Below are 15,765 nucleotides of genomic sequence, written 5' to 3' on the forward strand. Positions count from 1 at the left end.
GGCGCGAGGCTTCAGGCACAAAGCGTTTCAGGTGACGTGGCCCGTTTTCACGTCACCTGTCAAAGCTTAGGATGGGTGGCTCCATCTTCCTTCTGCCAGGACGAGCCGCCATGACTAAGCCCACCGATATCGTCGTTCGCGACGTTAAGCCTTCGACCGAAACCATTCAGTATCGCACCCCGATGAAGTTTGGGGGGCGTGTCGTCAACGACGTGACTCTCTTCAACGTCGAGATCACGGTCGAAACCAAGAACGGCAAAGTCGGCCAAGGATTCGGCTCGATGCCGATGGGCAACGTCTGGGGTTGGCCTTCGCAGCAAGTCGACAGCAGTCAGACGCTCAGTACGATGATCGAAGCCGCCCGGCGTTTCTCGGCCGAAGCCGACAAACTGAACGAGGCCGCGCATCCACTGCAGCATGCCCGCTCGCTGCATCAGCCGTTAATGAGTATCGGCAAGCAGTTGGAAACCGAACTCTCGCTGCCGGAAGCGATTCCTCCGCTGGCCCTCTTGGTCGCTGGCAGTCCGATCGATGCGGCTCTGCACGATGCCTATGGCAAAGCTCTGGGACTCAACAGCTACAACACGCTCGGCAAAGAGTTCATCGAGGAAGACCTCTCCGGCTTCTTGAACGAAGACTTCGCCGGCGAGTACCTCGACCAGTACACTACCCGCGACCCACAGCCCACCATGCCGCTGTATCACTTGGTGGGGGCGCTCGATCCGCTGGATCACGACGAACTCGAGCAACCGGTCGGAGATGGCCTGCCTGAGACGTTGGCCCAATGGATTGTGGCCGATGGTCTGACGCATCTGAAGATCAAGCTCAACGGCGACGATCTCGACTGGGATGTGGCCCGGGTTGCCAAGATCGACAAGGTCTCGACCGCCGCGCAGTCGCAGCGCGGCGTCAGGTCGTGGTTCTACTCGCTCGACTTCAACGAGAAGTGTGCCAGCGTGCAGTACGTGCTCGACTTCCTGGCCAAACTACAAGAGGTCAGCCCTTCGGCCATGGACCGCGTGCAGTACATCGAACAGCCGACCCATCGCGATCTGCGTAAGCACCCTGAAAACAAGATGCACGCGGCCGCCAAGATCAAGCCGGTGGTGATCGACGAATCGCTGATCGATCTCGACACGCTCTTTCTCTCCCGCGAGCAAGGCTACAGCGGCGTGGCGTTGAAAGCGTGCAAAGGGCACTCCGAGGCCTTGCTGATGGGGGCCGCGGCTCAGAAGTACCAGCTATTTCTGTGCGTGCAAGATCTGACCTGCCCCGGAGCCTCGTTCCTGCACTCGGCCAGCATCGCCGCTCGCCTACCCACCATTGCCGCGATCGAAGGGAACGGCCGGCAATACTGTCCGGCCGGCAACGACCTCTGGCGCGACCGCTTCCCAGCCATGTTCAACATCACCAACGGCACCGTCGGCACCGGCATCCTCACCGGGCCCGGCCTGGGTTTTTAGTGCTTTCCTTCGTGCAGGAGAAGGATTAACCACAGAGGACACAGAGGGAGGAAGGAAAGAATTTGAACCACGGATTACAAGGATGAACACAGATAGGATTGATTGAACGTGGGTGCCCCTGCTGGCTCGTCCAGCAGGGGCACCTAGTTTTCTTCCCTCGGTGACCTCTGTGTGCTCTGTGGCATCATGCGCGAGGCGCATCTAACCCTCTTCCTTCGAAACAAAAACAGGACGCACATTTCTGCTCGTCCTGTTTCTTGTTGTGTGAGTCTTGTTCGCCAAATTAGAACTGGCGAGGGCCGCCGGTCGTGGGCGTGGCGGCGGTGTTGTAGTAGGTGTGCTGAGTGGCGTCCCACGAGACGTTCGACTGGTGAGCCGAGTAGCGGTACATCATCGGCACGGCGTTGGCCGAAGGACGCAGGTTGTTGATGCCGTACCACTGCTGCGAGAACATGCGAGCGCGGCGAGCCGAGGCGGTCAACTCGGCACGGCGGCGACGCGCAGCGGAAGGATCTTCGTAACGACGCAACTCCTGCAGGTAGAACCACATTTCCGGGGTCGCGTTGCCCAGCGAAGGAACGTCTTCGACGCTCAACGGCTTGTGTTCTTCGTTTCCTTCGACCACCTTCAGCTCTTGAGCATTGACCTGCGAGGTCAGGGCGACGATGGCCAAAACGAACGTGAAGGGAATCAACTTGGTCATGGGTTATCTACTCCAGAATATGGTTGTCGTCGCGACGTTACCGCAGGCAGCGCCGATGCCCAAATGGCAACCGAGCACGCGTACGTCTTCTAGAGTCGGCCAGAAAGGGCCTGAATCATCGGCAAAATCGAGATTTCCCTCGCCCGTTTTACATCACGCTCGTTAAGCTCGAGCCAGCTTTCCCGTCTTGCGATAGCACTGCATCTGCTTGCGGCCTGTTTCACCCTACGCGCGGTTAGAACGATGAGGGGTGGCCCAGAGAGATTTCTCTCTGGGTGGCCGCAGGCCACAAGCGGCTCATGCATCGAGCATGAACAGAATCGAACGTCCCCACCTCCGACAAACTCCATTCACGAGCCGCTTGTCGGCGATGCCGACCCAGAGAGGAATCTCTCTGGATAGGGATGAAGACCCGTTGCTCCTAGGGTTTACTACGAGTGTGTTAGTAACCCATAAACCCAAAAGGAGCAACGAGCGATGTCTAGTTTACCAACTTTCGTCGGGCTTGATTACCATCAGGATTTGGTTCAGGTGTGTGTTTTGGATTCGGAAGGGCGGACGCTGGCGAATCGGTCGGTGCGGAATGAGGCTGATTTGATTGCCCGCTTTGCGTTGCAGCATGGCACGCCGCAACGCGTGGCGATCGAGGCCTGTTGCGGGGCGGCCGATCTGGCCGAGGAACTGGTCACCCATCGCAATTTGCCGGTGCAGCTGGCTCATCCAGGCTACGTCGCACGGATGAAGCGTTCGCCTGACAAAACCGACCTGGCCGATGCCCAACTGCTGGCCGATCTGGCTCGCGTCAATTACCTGCCGAGCGTGTGGCTGGCCCCCGAAGCAACGCGGCAACTGCGACGCCTGGTCCGCCATCGGGCTCAATTGGTGCGGCGGCGGCGGGACGTTAAACTGCGGATTCGTGGGCTTTTACGAGAAAACCGGGTGCCTTCACCGGGCGGCACGCCTTGGACGAAGAAGTGGCTCACATGGCTGCAGGAAACAGACGACTTGGCACCAAGCGACCGGTGGCTTGTGGAAGACCACCTCGAGGAATTGACTTCCCTGGGGCGTCGCATCCGTGCTGTGGAAGCCAAGATCAGGCACACGGTCGAAGACGATCCGGTCGTTGCGAAGCTTCTGACAATGCCCGGCGTGGGGCTGGTGACGGCGGTTACGCTTCGCGCCGAGATCGGTCGCTTCGATCGCTTCACGCGTGGCAAGCAACTGGCTCGGTTCTGCGGAGTGACGCCTCGCAATGCCAGCAGTGGACAACGTCAGGCAGATGCAGGACTGATCAAGGCCGGCAACCCCGACCTGCGGACTGTGTTGATCGAATTGGGGCATCGACTGATTCGACAAACAAGTGGCCCATGGACCAAGCTAGCGACCGGCATGCTGAGTCGAGGCAAACCGAAGAACGTGGTGGTCGCGGCGGTCGCCAATCGTTGGGTTCGCTGGCTGCACCACGAACTACGCCGCGAAACGCCCCAAGCGGATCGCGTTTTAGAGCAAGCCGTTTAAATTAAGGAATCCCCACAACTCGATAGAACTCTGGGAGATCCTTCGAAAGAAGCGACTGGTCAAGCATTCACCTGTTCCGGCGGGAAGGTACGCTCGAGGTGGCCCTGGGCTCAAGCTCGTCTCTGGTTAGGGCAGCCTTCCCCTTTACTTCGAAAACACCCACAGGGGCTATCCCACCACGGGAAACGCTCGGATAGAGGAAGGGAACCACCGGTGAAAACACTTGACAACGAGTCTGTCTTCATAGAGGGCCACCCTGAAAGCGTTACTCGATCCAGCCCCCCCCCAGCACCGTATCGCTGTCGTAGCAGACAACGGCCTGTCCTGGGGCGACGCCGTTGCGAGGCTCGTCGAAGGTTACCGCGATGCGACCTTCTGGCAGCATCTTCACGGTGGCCGGCAAGGCCGCGCTGTTGTAGCGGATCATCGCCTCGCAGCGGAACTCGTCCGACTTGGGTTCGACCAGCCAGTTGCAGTGGTTGGCCGTCAGCTCGGCGCAGCCCAGCTCTTCGATCCGGCCCAGCACCACGTGATTTTCGACGGGGTCGATCTTCACCACGTAGTGCGGCTCGCCCAGAGCAATGCCCAGACCCTTTCGCTGGCCGATGGTGAATCGCTCGATCCCGTCGTGCTGCCCGACCACGCTGCCATCGGTCAGCACGAAATCGCCAGCCGTCTCGGCGTTTGGGCGGCGCTGCTTCACGAACTGATCGTGCTTGCCGCTGGTCACGAAGCAGATCTCCTGGCTGTCCTTCTTATCGGCTACGCGCAGACCGGTCTCGCCGGCCATCATGCGGATTTCGTCCTTGTGGAAGTCCCCCACCGGCAGCAGCATCCGCTTGAGGTAATCACGTTGAATGCCAAACAGCACGTACGTTTGATCCTTGCCAGGATCGACGCCGCGGACCATGCGCGGCACGCCGTCCGGCTGGTTCGAGGGTACCAGCTTCGCGTAGTGCCCCGTCGCGACGTACTCGGCCCCGATGCTGTCTGCGTAGTCAAACAGCTTGCCGAACTTGATCCAGTTGTTGCACATCACGCATGGGTTCGGGGTGCGACCGCGGATGTACTCGTCGGCGAAGTACTCCATGATCTGCCCGAACTCTTGCTGCAGATTCAACGCGTAGAACGGAATGTCCATCCGATCAGCCACCCGCCGCGCATCGGCTGCATCGGACGCGCTGCAGCACCCTTGCTTGTGATCGGCTCGTTGGTTGAGAATCTGCAAGGCCGTCCCGCCGCCAGGAGCATCCAGCTTGCACTCAGCCACGGGGCTTTCCTCGCCATGGCGCATGAAGACCCCAATGACGTCGTGACCGTCACGTTTGAGAAGATGGGCGGCGACACTACTATCGACACCCCCAGACATGGCTAATACAACACGCGCCAAAATTTCTTTCCACTTAGGGCCCGCGTTTCGCGGGTCGAGAAACTGGTACCAGGGGTCCGACACGCGGGCCCTACCCCTTTGGTGAATTCAATTATTTATCCATGCATTTTAGAAAACGCCCCCTTCGTCGAGACACCCCCGACAGCGGCGGGGACCCGCGAAATGAGCAAATTTCGGCCAATTCGCCCAGGTTGTCACAGGGGTAGTCCCGCGCGTACGATGGAAATCAATACTCGAACCCCAGGATATATCCCACGGAACATGGAGCCAGTTGATGCGTGCGATCCCCCTGCTTCTCGTTGGTTTGGTCTCATTTCTTTTGCCTCACGGAGGAAACATCGTCATGGCGCAAACGGCCGCGGAAACACCGTCCGAAGACCCCAATCTTTGGCTGGAAGACGTCACCGGCGAAAAGGCCCTCGACTGGGTCAAAGAACAAAACAAAGAAAGCACCGCTCAATTGACCGAGTCGGAAGACTTTCAGCAGTTGGAAGACAAGATTTTGAAGATCCTCAACTCGAACGAGCGGATCCCCTTCGTCGTCAAACGCGGCCCTTACTACTACAACTTCTGGCAGGATGGCGAGCACCCGCGTGGCCTGTGGCGCCGCACCACTCCGGAAGAATACAAGAAGGATAACCCCGAGTGGGACGTCATCATCGACGTCGACGCCCTCGGTAAGGAAGAAGGGGAAAACTGGGTCTGGCACGGCGTCTCGATGCTGCGGCCTGACTATCGTCACGCGATCGTGAAGCTCTCGCGCGGCGGCGCCGATGCCGACATCAAACGCGAGTTCGACATGGAAACGCGTGAGTTCGTCAAAGACGGTTTCTACCTTCCGGAAGCCAAGAGCCGCGTCTCGTGGAAAGATAAAGACACCCTGATCGTCGGTACCGACTTCGGCGAAGGCTCGCTCACCGACTCCGGTTACCCGCGCATCGTCAAAGAGTGGAAACGCGGCACCGAACTGTCCGCGGCCAAGACGATCTTCGAAGGGGAAAAGACCGACGTCAGCGTTACCGGCATCTACGACGAAACGCCTGGCTTCGAGCGCGAATTCGTCAGCCGGGCGATCACCTTCTGGACCAGCAAGCTGTGGGAAGTGGTCGATGGCGAACTGATCGAGATCGAAAAGCCGGATGATGCCGAGGTGAACGTCCACCGCGAGTGGATCTTCGTCCAACCGCGCAGCACGTGGGAAGTCGGCGGCAAGACCTACGAGCCAGGTGCGTTGCTGGTGGGCAACTACGACGACTACATGAACGGCAAGCGGGAGTTTACCGTGCTGTTCGAGCCGACTGACCGCAAGTCGCTGGCCGGCTACAGCCCGACCAAGAATCACTTGATCGTCAACGAACTGGATAACGTCCGCAACAAGATCTATTTGTGGACCCCTGGCGAAGATGGCAAGTGGAAGAGCGAGCCCCTGCCGGGCGTGCCGCAGTTCGGTTCGATCTCGGCCGGTGCGGTCGACGAAGAAGAGTCGGACGAGTTCTTCCTGACGGTCACCGACTACACCCTGCCAACGACGTTGTACCTGGGTACCTGCGGTGATCCCAAGCTGGAAAAGCTGAAGTCGCTGCCGGCGTTCTACGACGCGACCGGCATGGTGGTCGAGCAGTACGAAGCGACCTCGAAGGATGGCACCAAGATTCCCTACTTCCAGGTTTCGCACAAAGACCTGAAACTCGACGGCAAAAACGCCACTTTGCTCTACGGCTACGGCGGGTTTGAAGTTCCGCTGACGCCGAATTACTCGGCCACCACCGGCACGGCCTGGCTGACCGAAGGAGGCGTCTTCGTCGTGGCCAACATTCGCGGTGGCGGCGAGTTCGGACCGAAGTGGCATCAGGCCGCGCTGAAAGAAAACCGCCACAAAGCGTACGAAGACTTTATTGCGGTCGCCGAGGATCTCATCGCCCGCAAGGTCACCTCGCCCGAACATCTCGGCGTGATGGGTGGCAGTAACGGTGGTCTGCTCACCGGCAACATGCTGGTGCTGCGGCCTGACCTGTGGGGCGCGGTGGTCAGCCAGGTTCCACTGCTGGACATGAAGCGTTTCCATCTGCTGCTGGCCGGTGCCAGTTGGATGGGCGAGTATGGTAACCCCGACGACCCCGAGCAATGGGAATTCATGAAAACCTTTTCGCCGTATCACCTGGTGCAGAAGGACGTGAAGTACCCCAACACCCTCTTCACCACCAGCACCCGCGACGACCGCGTCCACCCTGGCCATGCCCGGAAGATGGTTGCCCAGATGAAAAAGATGGGGCATCCGGTTCTCTACTACGAAAACATCGAAGGAGGCCACGCCGGCGCCGCCGACAACAAACAGCGCGCCTTCATGACGGCGTTGACCTACGAGTTCCTCAAACAGCAACTCATGGGGAAATAGGCATATACCCAAAAGAGGTCTGCCGCCACATCCAGCCCCCTCTCCGTGCGAGGGGAGAGGGCTAGGGTGAGGGGCTAACGAGCAGTGATTGATCTAACTCTCGGTAGGGCCCCGCGTGTCGCGGGTCGGATACCTGGTACCAACCTTCCGACCCGCGACACGCGGGGCCCTACTTAGCTGGATGCCACACTCTTTTTCACGTGCGTTCTCTCGCACCGTAATCTCTCTTCAAAAAAAATTTCCGCGCGCACTATCTCACTGAAGCGCTTCACCGCTAAATTGCTCGTATCGTCCTCGGATCACTTCAAGTCTGGGGTACTCACTGATTTTTTCAACCACAATCGTAACGAGCATTCCATGTCTTCCACTGCCCCCGCACAACCCGATCCCTCTGGATCGTTCTCGCAAGGGAACGCTCCACGGGTCGTCGTGCGCGCTGGGAAGACTTACCTGTGCTCGACCTGCGGGACGCTGGTCGAGGTGCCGGCGGATGTCGTGGGGCAACTGGTGATTGCCGTGAATTCCGAACCGCTGGACGAGCCGTCGCCTGAAGAACCCTCCCCGCCAGTGGCGCCGGCTTCCAGCGTTTCTACTAACACGCAAGCGGCACGCACCCAGGTGAAAACCGCGCATCGCTTACCAGGCCCAAACGCCCCTCCCCTGCTCGGCCCCGCCACTCGAAGCAGCCCCGTCGGAACTCGTTCGTTGCCCAAACCATCGACGGCCTCCTTGTGCCGTCCGCCATACAGCTCGACCGCGCGCTGGCGTGGGTGTCGTTTCACCTGAAAGTGCTCGACCGGCAGGGAAGCGAACTCAGGCGGTTGCAGAAGTTGGCTAAGAAACGTTCGCAGCGGAAACGAGGTGCTCCGCGGAATCATGCCCCACAAAGACACACCCAAGCCGACATGGGCATGGCACCTAAATCGGATTGCGCGAATGAACGTGGACCTCCGTGACGGATCGTCGGACACTGTGAATGCCTCGATACCATGTTCAAGTCCGCTTGAACTTATGGGCAACGCTCTCGCATGCGCACAACGTTTCGAACTCCGGAGTGGCGACCGAATGTAGCCGGGGACGCACGTTAAATCCCCCCGATTTCCGTGCGTAAACTTTTTTCGCCCGATGTGTGAAATCGTTAGTGGCAATCGCTTGCTAGGCCCCTATACTGATGGTCTTAACTACCTCCGTAGGGCAGCAATTGGCTACAGCGTTGGCAAAATGGTCTTCTCACGAAAGTCGGCTTAAATCCATGGCGACCGTCATCGAAGCACTTGGAGACAAGATCAAGATCGACAAAGCGTTTGTGTCGGGCAAGGATCGCATCTCACTGAATGGGCAGATTCTCTTCGAAGGAAAGCTGGTCGATGACGAGCCCCAAAAATTCAAAGCCGGTAGTCGTGAATATAAGATCAGCCGATCGGTCGTCAGCAAGATGACCAACGCGACAGCGACAGAACTAACGATCTTCGAGAACAACGCCCCCGTCTTCAGTGCCCTCTACGATCAGCAAGGAAAGCCTGTCAACGATCAGGCCGAGGCCAAGTCGAATGGGGCGATTCAGGTTTGCGGTGTCATCGGAATGATGGGTGGGGTCGCAGTTGTGTTGGTGGCCAGTCGTGAAACAGGCATGCTCCCAGGAGGAGCTGTGGGTGGTGCCATCGGCGGTGGACTAGGTGGTGCCATCGGCTTCGGTATTGGTATGCTACTATTCGGAAGGAAGTAGTCGTAGGGACACCGAAACGCTGGCCTTTCCGTAAGCGAAAAAAATGCGTAGCCCATAAACGAGCTACGCATTATGACTTACCTGCCAGACGCTTTAGTGCAACTCAACCGCCTGTCCTGGTACCGGGAACTGTTCGCACAGCGTGGCGACTTCGCCGCGGATGCGGCCGTGGAGGGTGGCATCCTCGGGGGCTTTCAGGGCTTCCAGGATCCAACCGCCGATCGTCTTCATTTCGTCGGTTTTCATGCCACGCGTGGTGAGGGCTGGGGTTCCGATTCGCACGCCGCTGGGGTCCATCGGCTTGCGCTGGTCGAATGGGATCATGTTCTTATTGACCGTGATGCCGCACGCACCCAGGGCGTTTTCGGCAGCCGTGCCGGTGGTACCCACGGCGGTGACGTCGACCAGCATGAGGTGGTTTTCGGTGCCGCCGGAGACCAGCTTCAAGCCGCCGGCCAGCAGCGTGTCGGCCAGGGTCTTGGCGTTGTCGACCACTTGCTGGGCGTACTGCTTGAACTCAGGCTGCAACGCTTCCTGGAAGCAGATCGCCTTGCCGGCGATGACGTGCATCAGCGGGCCCCCTTGCGTGCCGGGGAAGACGTTGCGGTTGATCAGTTTCTGGTGCTCTTCCTTGCACAGGATCAGACCCGAACGAGGGCCACGCAGCGTCTTGTGACAGGTCGTCGTGACGAAGTCGGCATACGGCACCGGGCTGTTGTGGATGCCGCCAGCGACCAGGCCGGCGTAGTGAGCCATATCGACGAACAGCTTCGCCCCGACGTCATTGGCGATCTCGGCGAACTTTTCGTGCGGGATCTCACGCGGGTAGGCGGAAGCACCGGCGACGATCAGCTTCGGCTTGTGCTCTTTGGCCAGCTTGGCGATCGCGTCGAAATCCAAGCGATGCGTTTCACGATCGACGCCGTAATTGATGAAGTTGTACAGAATGCCGCTGACGTTCAGCTTCATGCCGTGCGTCAGGTGACCGCCGTGGGCCAGGTCCAGGCCCAAGATCGTATCGCCTGGCTCGACGGCCGTCAGATAAACGGCGAAGTTGGCCTGGCTGCCGGCATGGGGCTGCACGTTGGCGTGCTCGGCACCGAACAGTTGTTTGGCTCGGTCGATGGCCAGTTGTTCGATCACGTCGACATGTTCGCAGCCGCCGTAATAGCGACGCCCAGGGTAGCCTTCGGCGTACTTGTTGGTCAGCACGCTGCCGACGGCCTGTTGAATGGCGGCACTGGTGTAGTTTTCCGAGGCAATCATTTCGAGCCCATCGGCCTGACGGACCTGCTCGGCCTGGATGGCTGCCCAAACCTCGGGATCGTTTTGCTTAATTAAGTTCATGCCAGCGTTGTGGTTGAGACCTAGTGAGACCCCCAGAGCGTTCCCCAGCCCCGGAAAGAATATTGAATTGTCGGAAAGCGTCTCCCATTCGTCAACGGGCACAGATGTCGCTGGTTTTGACCCATACAGATATCGCCAAGAGAACACCAATAAGTCAGAATTAAGCATGCCGGAGCGGCAAAGGCCTCCAATTTCCAGCTTATCGACAACAAAGGGTCCCGCGATGAATGAGTCCAATCCGTACAATTCGCCTCATAGCGGCTTGGAAGCATCGACCGGCGTCGAGCCGTTGGATACTACAGGAGACGGCACCGGCGGGCTGATTCCTTACAAAAACCCAGCCGCGCTGGGTGCTTATTACCTAGGGATCGTGGGGCTTTTTCCGGTGATCGGCATCTTCGCCTCGATCCCGGCCTTCGTCCTGGGCATCATGGGCCTGCGTCGAAGGGCCCAGAACCCGGCGGTGAAAGGATCGGTCCACGCGTGGATCGGAATCGTGCTGGGCTTTCTGGCCACGCTAATGAATTTGTCGTGCATCGGAACGATCGTGTTCGGATTCGTCAGCTAAGCTTCGCGGTAGTTACGTCGACGCGAATGACGTGAATGCATTGGTCAAATGGTCTGGCGAGGGGCGCACCAATTGCTCGACGACCTCTCCATCGGAAAGCAGCACCAGCGTCGGCCAGAGCTTCACCCCGAAGCTGCGTCCCAGGCGTTTGCCTTTGCCGTCGGCGACGCGGATGTGCTGGACGTCGTGGGCACTCGATAGAAGCGACTCGACCGTCGAGGAAAGCCCCTGACAGTGGCCGCACCAGTTGGCACCGAACTCGAGAACGACCTTGCCAGGCGTTTGGTCGATCTCTTCACGGGTTGGGGCCTGTTCGTGGTATTGCGAATCGAACGGCATCGGTCGTCTCCGAAGTGCGAGCAGTGATTAGGTAATCCTAAGATTCACGGCTCGCGTCTTGGTTACGCAGGCATTAAGTATATTCCTGCTTTGTCGGCTTGATGATCAGTTCGGCCACGTGGGCTCGTGGCGGTAGATGGCAGATCGCCAGGACTACCTCGCTGAAATCTTCCGGCTGCAGCATCCGGGCACGGTGCTCGGCCGTTGGGGCTGCCGGGCGCTGCTCGAGGATCGGGGTTTCGACTTCGCCGGGGTAGATGTTGGTGATGCGGACCCCATCGGCGGCGACTTCGTTGCCGACGGCGGTGCCCAGGGCGGTCATTGCGAACTTCGACGCGCAGTAGGCGATGCCGCCCAATGCATAGGCTCGTTTACCGGAGATCGACGAGATGTTGATGATCAGCCCATCTTTACGCTCGCGCATCGGCGGCAGTGCTTCGTACAGCAGGTTGTAGCCGCCGGTCGCGTTGATTTGCATGACCTGGTCCCACTGCTCAGGGGTCATTTCGGCCATGCTGCGAGTCTTGATGTTGATGCCGGCGGCGTTGACCAGAATATCGAGCGGGCCGAGCGTCTTCGAAACGAAGTCGAACAGCCCCTTCACGCTGGTTCGATCGGATACGTCGACGCTGTGGCAGTGGATCTCGGCTTCGCTTTGGGCAGCGACCTGCTCGAGGACTTCAAATCGGCGGCCTGCGATGGCGACCTTCGCTCCATCGGCGGCCAGCGACAGGGCAATCGCCTTGCCGATACCCGAACCACCACCAACAATCAGAGCGACTTTTCCTTCCAGCGACATGAGCAAGCGCCTTCCTATTTGAGTCATTGTTTTGCAATCAGGGATACATTCGGCGGCTAAACCTATCTCGGCATCCGCCCCGCAGGCGTTATGCCGATTGGGTCGCCTTTTGCGGCAGGCCGAATGTCGTTATCCTAAACGCTGCGCGATTTGGAGAAAATCGGTCGCGTGATATTCATCAATTCCGCGAAGACATGTTTCCCGAGGGTAGAGAACGATGGGACTATTCACCGGTAAAAAAGGCCTGATCGTCGGTGTCGCCAACGATCGATCGATCGCTTGGGGAATCGCTCAAAAGATCATGGAAGAAGGAGGCGAGTGTGGATTCACTCACCTGCCTGATAAGCCGGACGACGAGCGTCAGAAGAATCGTCGCCGCGTTTCCAAGCTTACCGACGAATACGAAAACGCCAAGTTTCTGGTCCCGCTTGACGTTCAGTCGGACGCGAACATCGCCGAAGTGATGAAGACCGCCGAAAGCGAACTGGGCAAGATCGACTTTCTGCTGCACTCGGTTGCCTTCGCCACGATCGAAGACATCCGCGTGCCGACCGTGCAGTGCAGTCGCGAAGGTTTCAAACTGGCCATGGACATCAGCGCCTACAGCATGATTGCCCTGACCAATGCCGCTCGCCCGCTATTTAACGACGGCGCTTCGGTCTGTGCGATGACCTATTTCGGCGGCGAAAAGGCGGTTCCGGGCTACAACATGATGGGCGTTTGCAAGGCCGCTTTGGACAGCATCGTGAAGTATCTGTCGTTTGACATGGGCGAGTACAACGTTCGAGTGAACGCGATCAGTGCCGGTCCTTTGAAGACCCTGGCCGCGAGTGCCGTGGGGTCGAAGGAAATGGAAGACCTGTACGAAGCTGTCTCGCCCCTTGGCCGTAACATCACCATGGAAGAAGTCAGCAACTCGGGTGCGTTCCTGTTGTCGGACTTGGCCAGCGGCATCACCGGCGAAATTCTGCATGTCGATGGCGGCTACAACATCATGGGCAGTCCTGGCCGGATGGCAGGCGAATACATGCGGCTTCGCAAGGAAGTGGAAGGTAAATAACCCTTTGCCAGTGCGATTGAGACACAAAAAAACGCCGCGATCATTCGCGGCGTTTTTTCACTTGTGTGCTGGCTCGTTAAGCTGGCGAGGGGAATTTGCTTCTCAAAAATAACTTTTCCCAGAAGCTTGCCGGACGCAGACGTGGGTCGTCCAACGAAATTCGGTGGCTTTTACCGCGTCGCGTGCGGCAGGTGATGCCATCGGACTCTACGCTTTCGACAATCCAATATTTGTCCACGGCGTAGGTGTAGTATTCCCCGCGAGATTCCGGCTCGATGTCGTGAGCCCTCGGTCCGGGGCTCGTTGTGTGTTTGGTCTTGGTATAGACGACCACATCGCCGGGGCGAATCATCGAAATCCTCTTCGAGTTAAGGCCACGATGGGGAGTATCGTCCAGAAAACTCCCTAATTTAAGGTTATCGCGCGGACTATTAATCGTCAATCTGAACCATATGACACGAGATATTTCCCTATAAAAGGCATGGTAATTGCAGGCTATTGAGTTGCTTGTTTTGTCAGTCGTAACAAAAAAGGATGGAAAATTGAGTTTTCTATCCAGTAAAATGAAGATCTCGTCTGACAACGCTGCGTGGTATTAACCCCACTTCTCGCAGGAGGAACTTTGCATGTCGATTCCGACTTCGACGACTGCGCCGACCGCACCGACGCTCACGGCGCGCGACTTTATGGCTACCAAGCTGATAACCCTCAGCCCGGATGAGGATGCGTTGGCGGCCATTCGAAAACTACTGCACTATCGAATTTCCGGGGCTCCGGTGGTAGACAGCGAAGGAAACTTCTTGGGGATCTTTTCCGAAAAGACTTCGATGCGTTTCCTGTTGGACGCTGCCTACTCGCAGCTTCCCTCGAACCGGGTCGGGGCGTTCATGAACACCGACATCGCTCGGTTGATCACCGCCGACACCGACTGGTTAAGCTGTGCCCAGATCTTCCTTTCCACTCCCTATCGGCGGTTGCCGGTGCTGGAAGGGACTAAGCTCATCGGTCAGGTAAGCCGTCGCGACTTGCTCAATGCGGCGATGCAAATGATCGACAAACGTGACAAGCGAAACGGCAAGTACGTCATGTACTTCAGTGCCTTGATGGAACAGTACGACGCTCCGGTCGACTAAACGCCGGCTAAGCCTTCCCGATTGCGAAATCCCGCAAGCCGTCGAACGTCCCCTGTTCGACGGTCGGGTTCGCTTCTCATAATGACGGCTCTTCATCTTGCTTCTGTGGAAAGAGCCGTATGTTATTGGCCGTCGGTTTGATTGTCGTTGGTCTGGTGGCTTTGGTTGTGGGAGGGGAACTACTGGTTCGTGGGGCGTCCACGCTCGCGGCCTATCTTGGCGTTTCTCCGCTAATCATCGGGTTGACGGTTGTTGCCTTCGGGACCAGTGCCCCGGAACTGGCGGTCTCGCTGAAAGCGGGTCTCTCAGGCCAGGCCGACATCGCCGTCGGCAATGTGGTGGGGAGCAACGTCTTCAACATCCTCTTCATTTTGGGCGTTTCGGCGCTGGTTTCTCCGCTGGTGGTCAACAGTCAACTGATCCGCCGCGAGCTTCCTTTGATGGTATTGGTCTCGGTGGTGACGTGGGGCCTGGCGTACAGTGGAAGCGTGGGACGCATTGAAGGGCTTGTCTTGGTGGCTGGGCTGATCGCGTACGTCGCCTGGACGGTGATCGAAAGCCGCCGCGAGTCCCAGGCCGTCGTGCAGGAGTTCGCCGAAGAGTTCGACAAGCCTCCCCGGTCGAAATGGGGACTGGCGCTACAACTGCTGTGGATCGTGCTGGGACTGGTCGTGCTGGCGTTGGGTTCGCGCTGGCTGGTCGATGGTGCCGTGATGATTGCCCGGCAGATGGGCATGAGCGAGTTGTTGATCGGGCTGACGATCGTCGCCGCGGGGACCTCGCTCCCCGAAGTCGTCGCGTCGATCACCGCATCGATCAAAGGGGAACGCGACATCGCCGTAGGCAACGTCGTGGGAAGCAACCTGTTCAACTTGATGTGCGTGCTCGGGATGACGGCCGTGATCGTCCCCGATGGCGTTCCGGTAGCCCCATCTGCCATTTGGCAAGAGTTTCCGGTGATGATTGCGGCGAGCGTGATGTGCCTGCCGATCTTCTTCACCGGATATCGGATCGATCGGTGGGAAGGCGGGCTCTTTCTGGCGTGGTACGTTCTTTACACCGTTTATCTCGTGTTGGTGGCGACCGAATCGCCGTTAGCCCAAACGGTGGGGAGTATCCTCCTGCTGGGCGGCGTTCCATTAACGGTTCTAATATTGGTGGTTTCGGTTCTTTTCACGCGCCGCTCGGGGCCTGAAATGCCAAACGAAAGTGGCAATAGAGCTTAGTTTGCCGCGTCGGCACCTCATTGCCGGTTGCTGCCATGTCTAGTAAAATTCGCGGTTTACCCTATCTTGCCGACCTGATCTGGAAGTAGGAAGGCGCA

The 15,765-nt window shown here is 58.4% G+C and carries 15 protein-coding genes; 8 read left to right on the forward strand and 7 right to left on the reverse strand.

Annotated features, from left to right (window positions below):
• The first annotated feature begins 110 nt into the window (after positions 1-110).
• Complete coding sequence (locus Pan97_RS10560) at positions 111-1,463, forward strand: mandelate racemase/muconate lactonizing enzyme family protein (RefSeq protein WP_144972310.1); 1,353 nt, start codon at positions 111-113, stop codon at positions 1,461-1,463.
• Positions 1,464-1,746: 283 nt separating this feature from the next.
• Here Pan97_RS10560 and Pan97_RS10565 read toward each other — a convergent pair whose 3' ends face one another.
• Entirely contained in the window at positions 1,747-2,166 is a 420-nt protein-coding gene (locus Pan97_RS10565; RefSeq protein ID WP_144972312.1) for a hypothetical protein, read from the reverse strand.
• Positions 2,167-2,643: 477 nt separating this feature from the next.
• Between Pan97_RS10565 and Pan97_RS10570 the strand changes: the two genes are divergently transcribed.
• Positions 2,644-3,684: an IS110 family RNA-guided transposase gene (locus Pan97_RS10570; protein WP_144972314.1), complete on the forward strand. Its 1,041-nt coding sequence runs from the start codon at positions 2,644-2,646 to the stop codon at positions 3,682-3,684.
• 265 nt (positions 3,685-3,949) lie between these two features.
• Here Pan97_RS10570 and mnmA read toward each other — a convergent pair whose 3' ends face one another.
• Entirely contained in the window at positions 3,950-5,074 is a 1,125-nt protein-coding gene (mnmA, locus tag Pan97_RS10575; RefSeq protein ID WP_144978298.1) for a tRNA 2-thiouridine(34) synthase MnmA, read from the reverse strand.
• 274 nt (positions 5,075-5,348) lie between these two features.
• Here mnmA and Pan97_RS10580 point away from each other — a divergent pair, with 274 nt between their 5' ends.
• A complete protein-coding gene (locus Pan97_RS10580) occupies positions 5,349-7,469 on the forward strand; it encodes a prolyl oligopeptidase family serine peptidase (protein ID WP_196782344.1) in 2,121 nt (706 codons plus the stop codon).
• A 446-nt stretch (positions 7,470-7,915) separates the two neighbouring features.
• Here the strand turns inward: Pan97_RS10580 and Pan97_RS10585 are convergent, their stop codons facing one another.
• Positions 7,916-8,347, reverse strand: coding sequence for a hypothetical protein (locus Pan97_RS10585; RefSeq protein ID WP_144972316.1), 432 nt, complete (start codon positions 8,345-8,347; stop codon positions 7,916-7,918).
• Between the two features lie 374 nt (positions 8,348-8,721).
• Between Pan97_RS10585 and Pan97_RS10590 the strand changes: the two genes are divergently transcribed.
• Complete coding sequence (locus Pan97_RS10590) at positions 8,722-9,195, forward strand: hypothetical protein (protein WP_144972318.1); 474 nt, start codon at positions 8,722-8,724, stop codon at positions 9,193-9,195.
• 93 nt (positions 9,196-9,288) lie between these two features.
• Here the strand turns inward: Pan97_RS10590 and Pan97_RS10595 are convergent, their stop codons facing one another.
• The gene (locus Pan97_RS10595; protein WP_144972320.1) at positions 9,289-10,542 is read right to left on the reverse strand and encodes a serine hydroxymethyltransferase; all 1,254 of its coding nucleotides are present in this window, start codon (positions 10,540-10,542) and stop codon (positions 9,289-9,291) included.
• Between the two features lie 223 nt (positions 10,543-10,765).
• Here Pan97_RS10595 and Pan97_RS10600 point away from each other — a divergent pair, with 223 nt between their 5' ends.
• Positions 10,766-11,110 carry a DUF4190 domain-containing protein gene (locus Pan97_RS10600; protein WP_144972322.1) on the forward strand — a complete coding sequence of 115 codons (345 nt, stop codon included), beginning with the start codon at positions 10,766-10,768 and terminating at the stop codon, positions 11,108-11,110.
• A 12-nt stretch (positions 11,111-11,122) separates the two neighbouring features.
• Here Pan97_RS10600 and Pan97_RS10605 read toward each other — a convergent pair whose 3' ends face one another.
• Positions 11,123-11,449 (reverse strand): thioredoxin family protein, encoded by a 327-nt coding sequence (locus Pan97_RS10605; RefSeq protein WP_144972324.1) that lies wholly within the window; start codon positions 11,447-11,449, stop codon positions 11,123-11,125.
• A 73-nt stretch (positions 11,450-11,522) separates the two neighbouring features.
• The gene (locus Pan97_RS10610) at positions 11,523-12,248 is read right to left on the reverse strand and encodes an SDR family oxidoreductase (RefSeq protein ID WP_144972326.1); all 726 of its coding nucleotides are present in this window, start codon (positions 12,246-12,248) and stop codon (positions 11,523-11,525) included.
• A 217-nt stretch (positions 12,249-12,465) separates the two neighbouring features.
• Here Pan97_RS10610 and Pan97_RS10615 point away from each other — a divergent pair, with 217 nt between their 5' ends.
• Entirely contained in the window at positions 12,466-13,308 is an 843-nt protein-coding gene (locus Pan97_RS10615; protein WP_144972328.1) for an enoyl-ACP reductase FabI, read from the forward strand.
• Between the two features lie 76 nt (positions 13,309-13,384).
• Here the strand turns inward: Pan97_RS10615 and Pan97_RS10620 are convergent, their stop codons facing one another.
• The gene (locus Pan97_RS10620; protein ID WP_144972330.1) at positions 13,385-13,660 is read right to left on the reverse strand and encodes a hypothetical protein; all 276 of its coding nucleotides are present in this window, start codon (positions 13,658-13,660) and stop codon (positions 13,385-13,387) included.
• A gap of 274 nt (positions 13,661-13,934) precedes the next feature.
• Between Pan97_RS10620 and Pan97_RS10625 the strand changes: the two genes are divergently transcribed.
• Both Pan97_RS10625 and Pan97_RS10630 read left to right on the forward strand, forming a co-directional pair.
• Positions 13,935-14,441, forward strand: coding sequence for a CBS domain-containing protein (locus Pan97_RS10625; RefSeq protein ID WP_144972332.1), 507 nt, complete (start codon positions 13,935-13,937; stop codon positions 14,439-14,441).
• Positions 14,442-14,560: 119 nt separating this feature from the next.
• Entirely contained in the window at positions 14,561-15,667 is a 1,107-nt protein-coding gene (locus tag Pan97_RS10630; protein WP_144972334.1) for a calcium/sodium antiporter, read from the forward strand.
• The last annotated feature ends 98 nt before the right edge of the window (positions 15,668-15,765 follow it).

The sequence above is a fragment of the Bremerella volcania genome (assembly GCF_007748115.1).
Taxonomy (GTDB): Bacteria; Planctomycetota; Planctomycetia; order Pirellulales; family Pirellulaceae; genus Bremerella; species Bremerella volcania.

Bases quoted from the DNA above. Each gene is read 5' to 3' on its own strand.
- Pan97_RS10560 (WP_144972310.1), top strand. From the start codon at position 111: ATGACTAAGCCCACCGATATCGTCGTTCGCGACGTTAAGCCTTCGACC.
- Pan97_RS10565 (WP_144972312.1), bottom strand. From the start codon at position 2,166: ATGACCAAGTTGATTCCCTTCACGTTCGTTTTGGCCATCGTCGCCCTG.
- Pan97_RS10570 (WP_144972314.1), top strand. From the start codon at position 2,644: ATGTCTAGTTTACCAACTTTCGTCGGGCTTGATTACCATCAGGATTTG.
- Pan97_RS10580 (WP_196782344.1), top strand. From the start codon at position 5,349: ATGCGTGCGATCCCCCTGCTTCTCGTTGGTTTGGTCTCATTTCTTTTG.
- Pan97_RS10585 (WP_144972316.1), bottom strand. From the start codon at position 8,347: ATGATTCCGCGGAGCACCTCGTTTCCGCTGCGAACGTTTCTTAGCCAA.
- Pan97_RS10590 (WP_144972318.1), top strand. From the start codon at position 8,722: ATGGCGACCGTCATCGAAGCACTTGGAGACAAGATCAAGATCGACAAA.
- Pan97_RS10595 (WP_144972320.1), bottom strand. From the start codon at position 10,542: ATGAACTTAATTAAGCAAAACGATCCCGAGGTTTGGGCAGCCATCCAG.
- Pan97_RS10600 (WP_144972322.1), top strand. From the start codon at position 10,766: ATGAATGAGTCCAATCCGTACAATTCGCCTCATAGCGGCTTGGAAGCA.
- Pan97_RS10605 (WP_144972324.1), bottom strand. From the start codon at position 11,449: ATGCCGTTCGATTCGCAATACCACGAACAGGCCCCAACCCGTGAAGAG.
- Pan97_RS10610 (WP_144972326.1), bottom strand. From the start codon at position 12,248: ATGTCGCTGGAAGGAAAAGTCGCTCTGATTGTTGGTGGTGGTTCGGGT.
- Pan97_RS10615 (WP_144972328.1), top strand. From the start codon at position 12,466: ATGGGACTATTCACCGGTAAAAAAGGCCTGATCGTCGGTGTCGCCAAC.
- Pan97_RS10620 (WP_144972330.1), bottom strand. From the start codon at position 13,660: ATGATTCGCCCCGGCGATGTGGTCGTCTATACCAAGACCAAACACACA.
- Pan97_RS10625 (WP_144972332.1), top strand. From the start codon at position 13,935: ATGTCGATTCCGACTTCGACGACTGCGCCGACCGCACCGACGCTCACG.
- Pan97_RS10630 (WP_144972334.1), top strand. From the start codon at position 14,561: ATGTTATTGGCCGTCGGTTTGATTGTCGTTGGTCTGGTGGCTTTGGTT.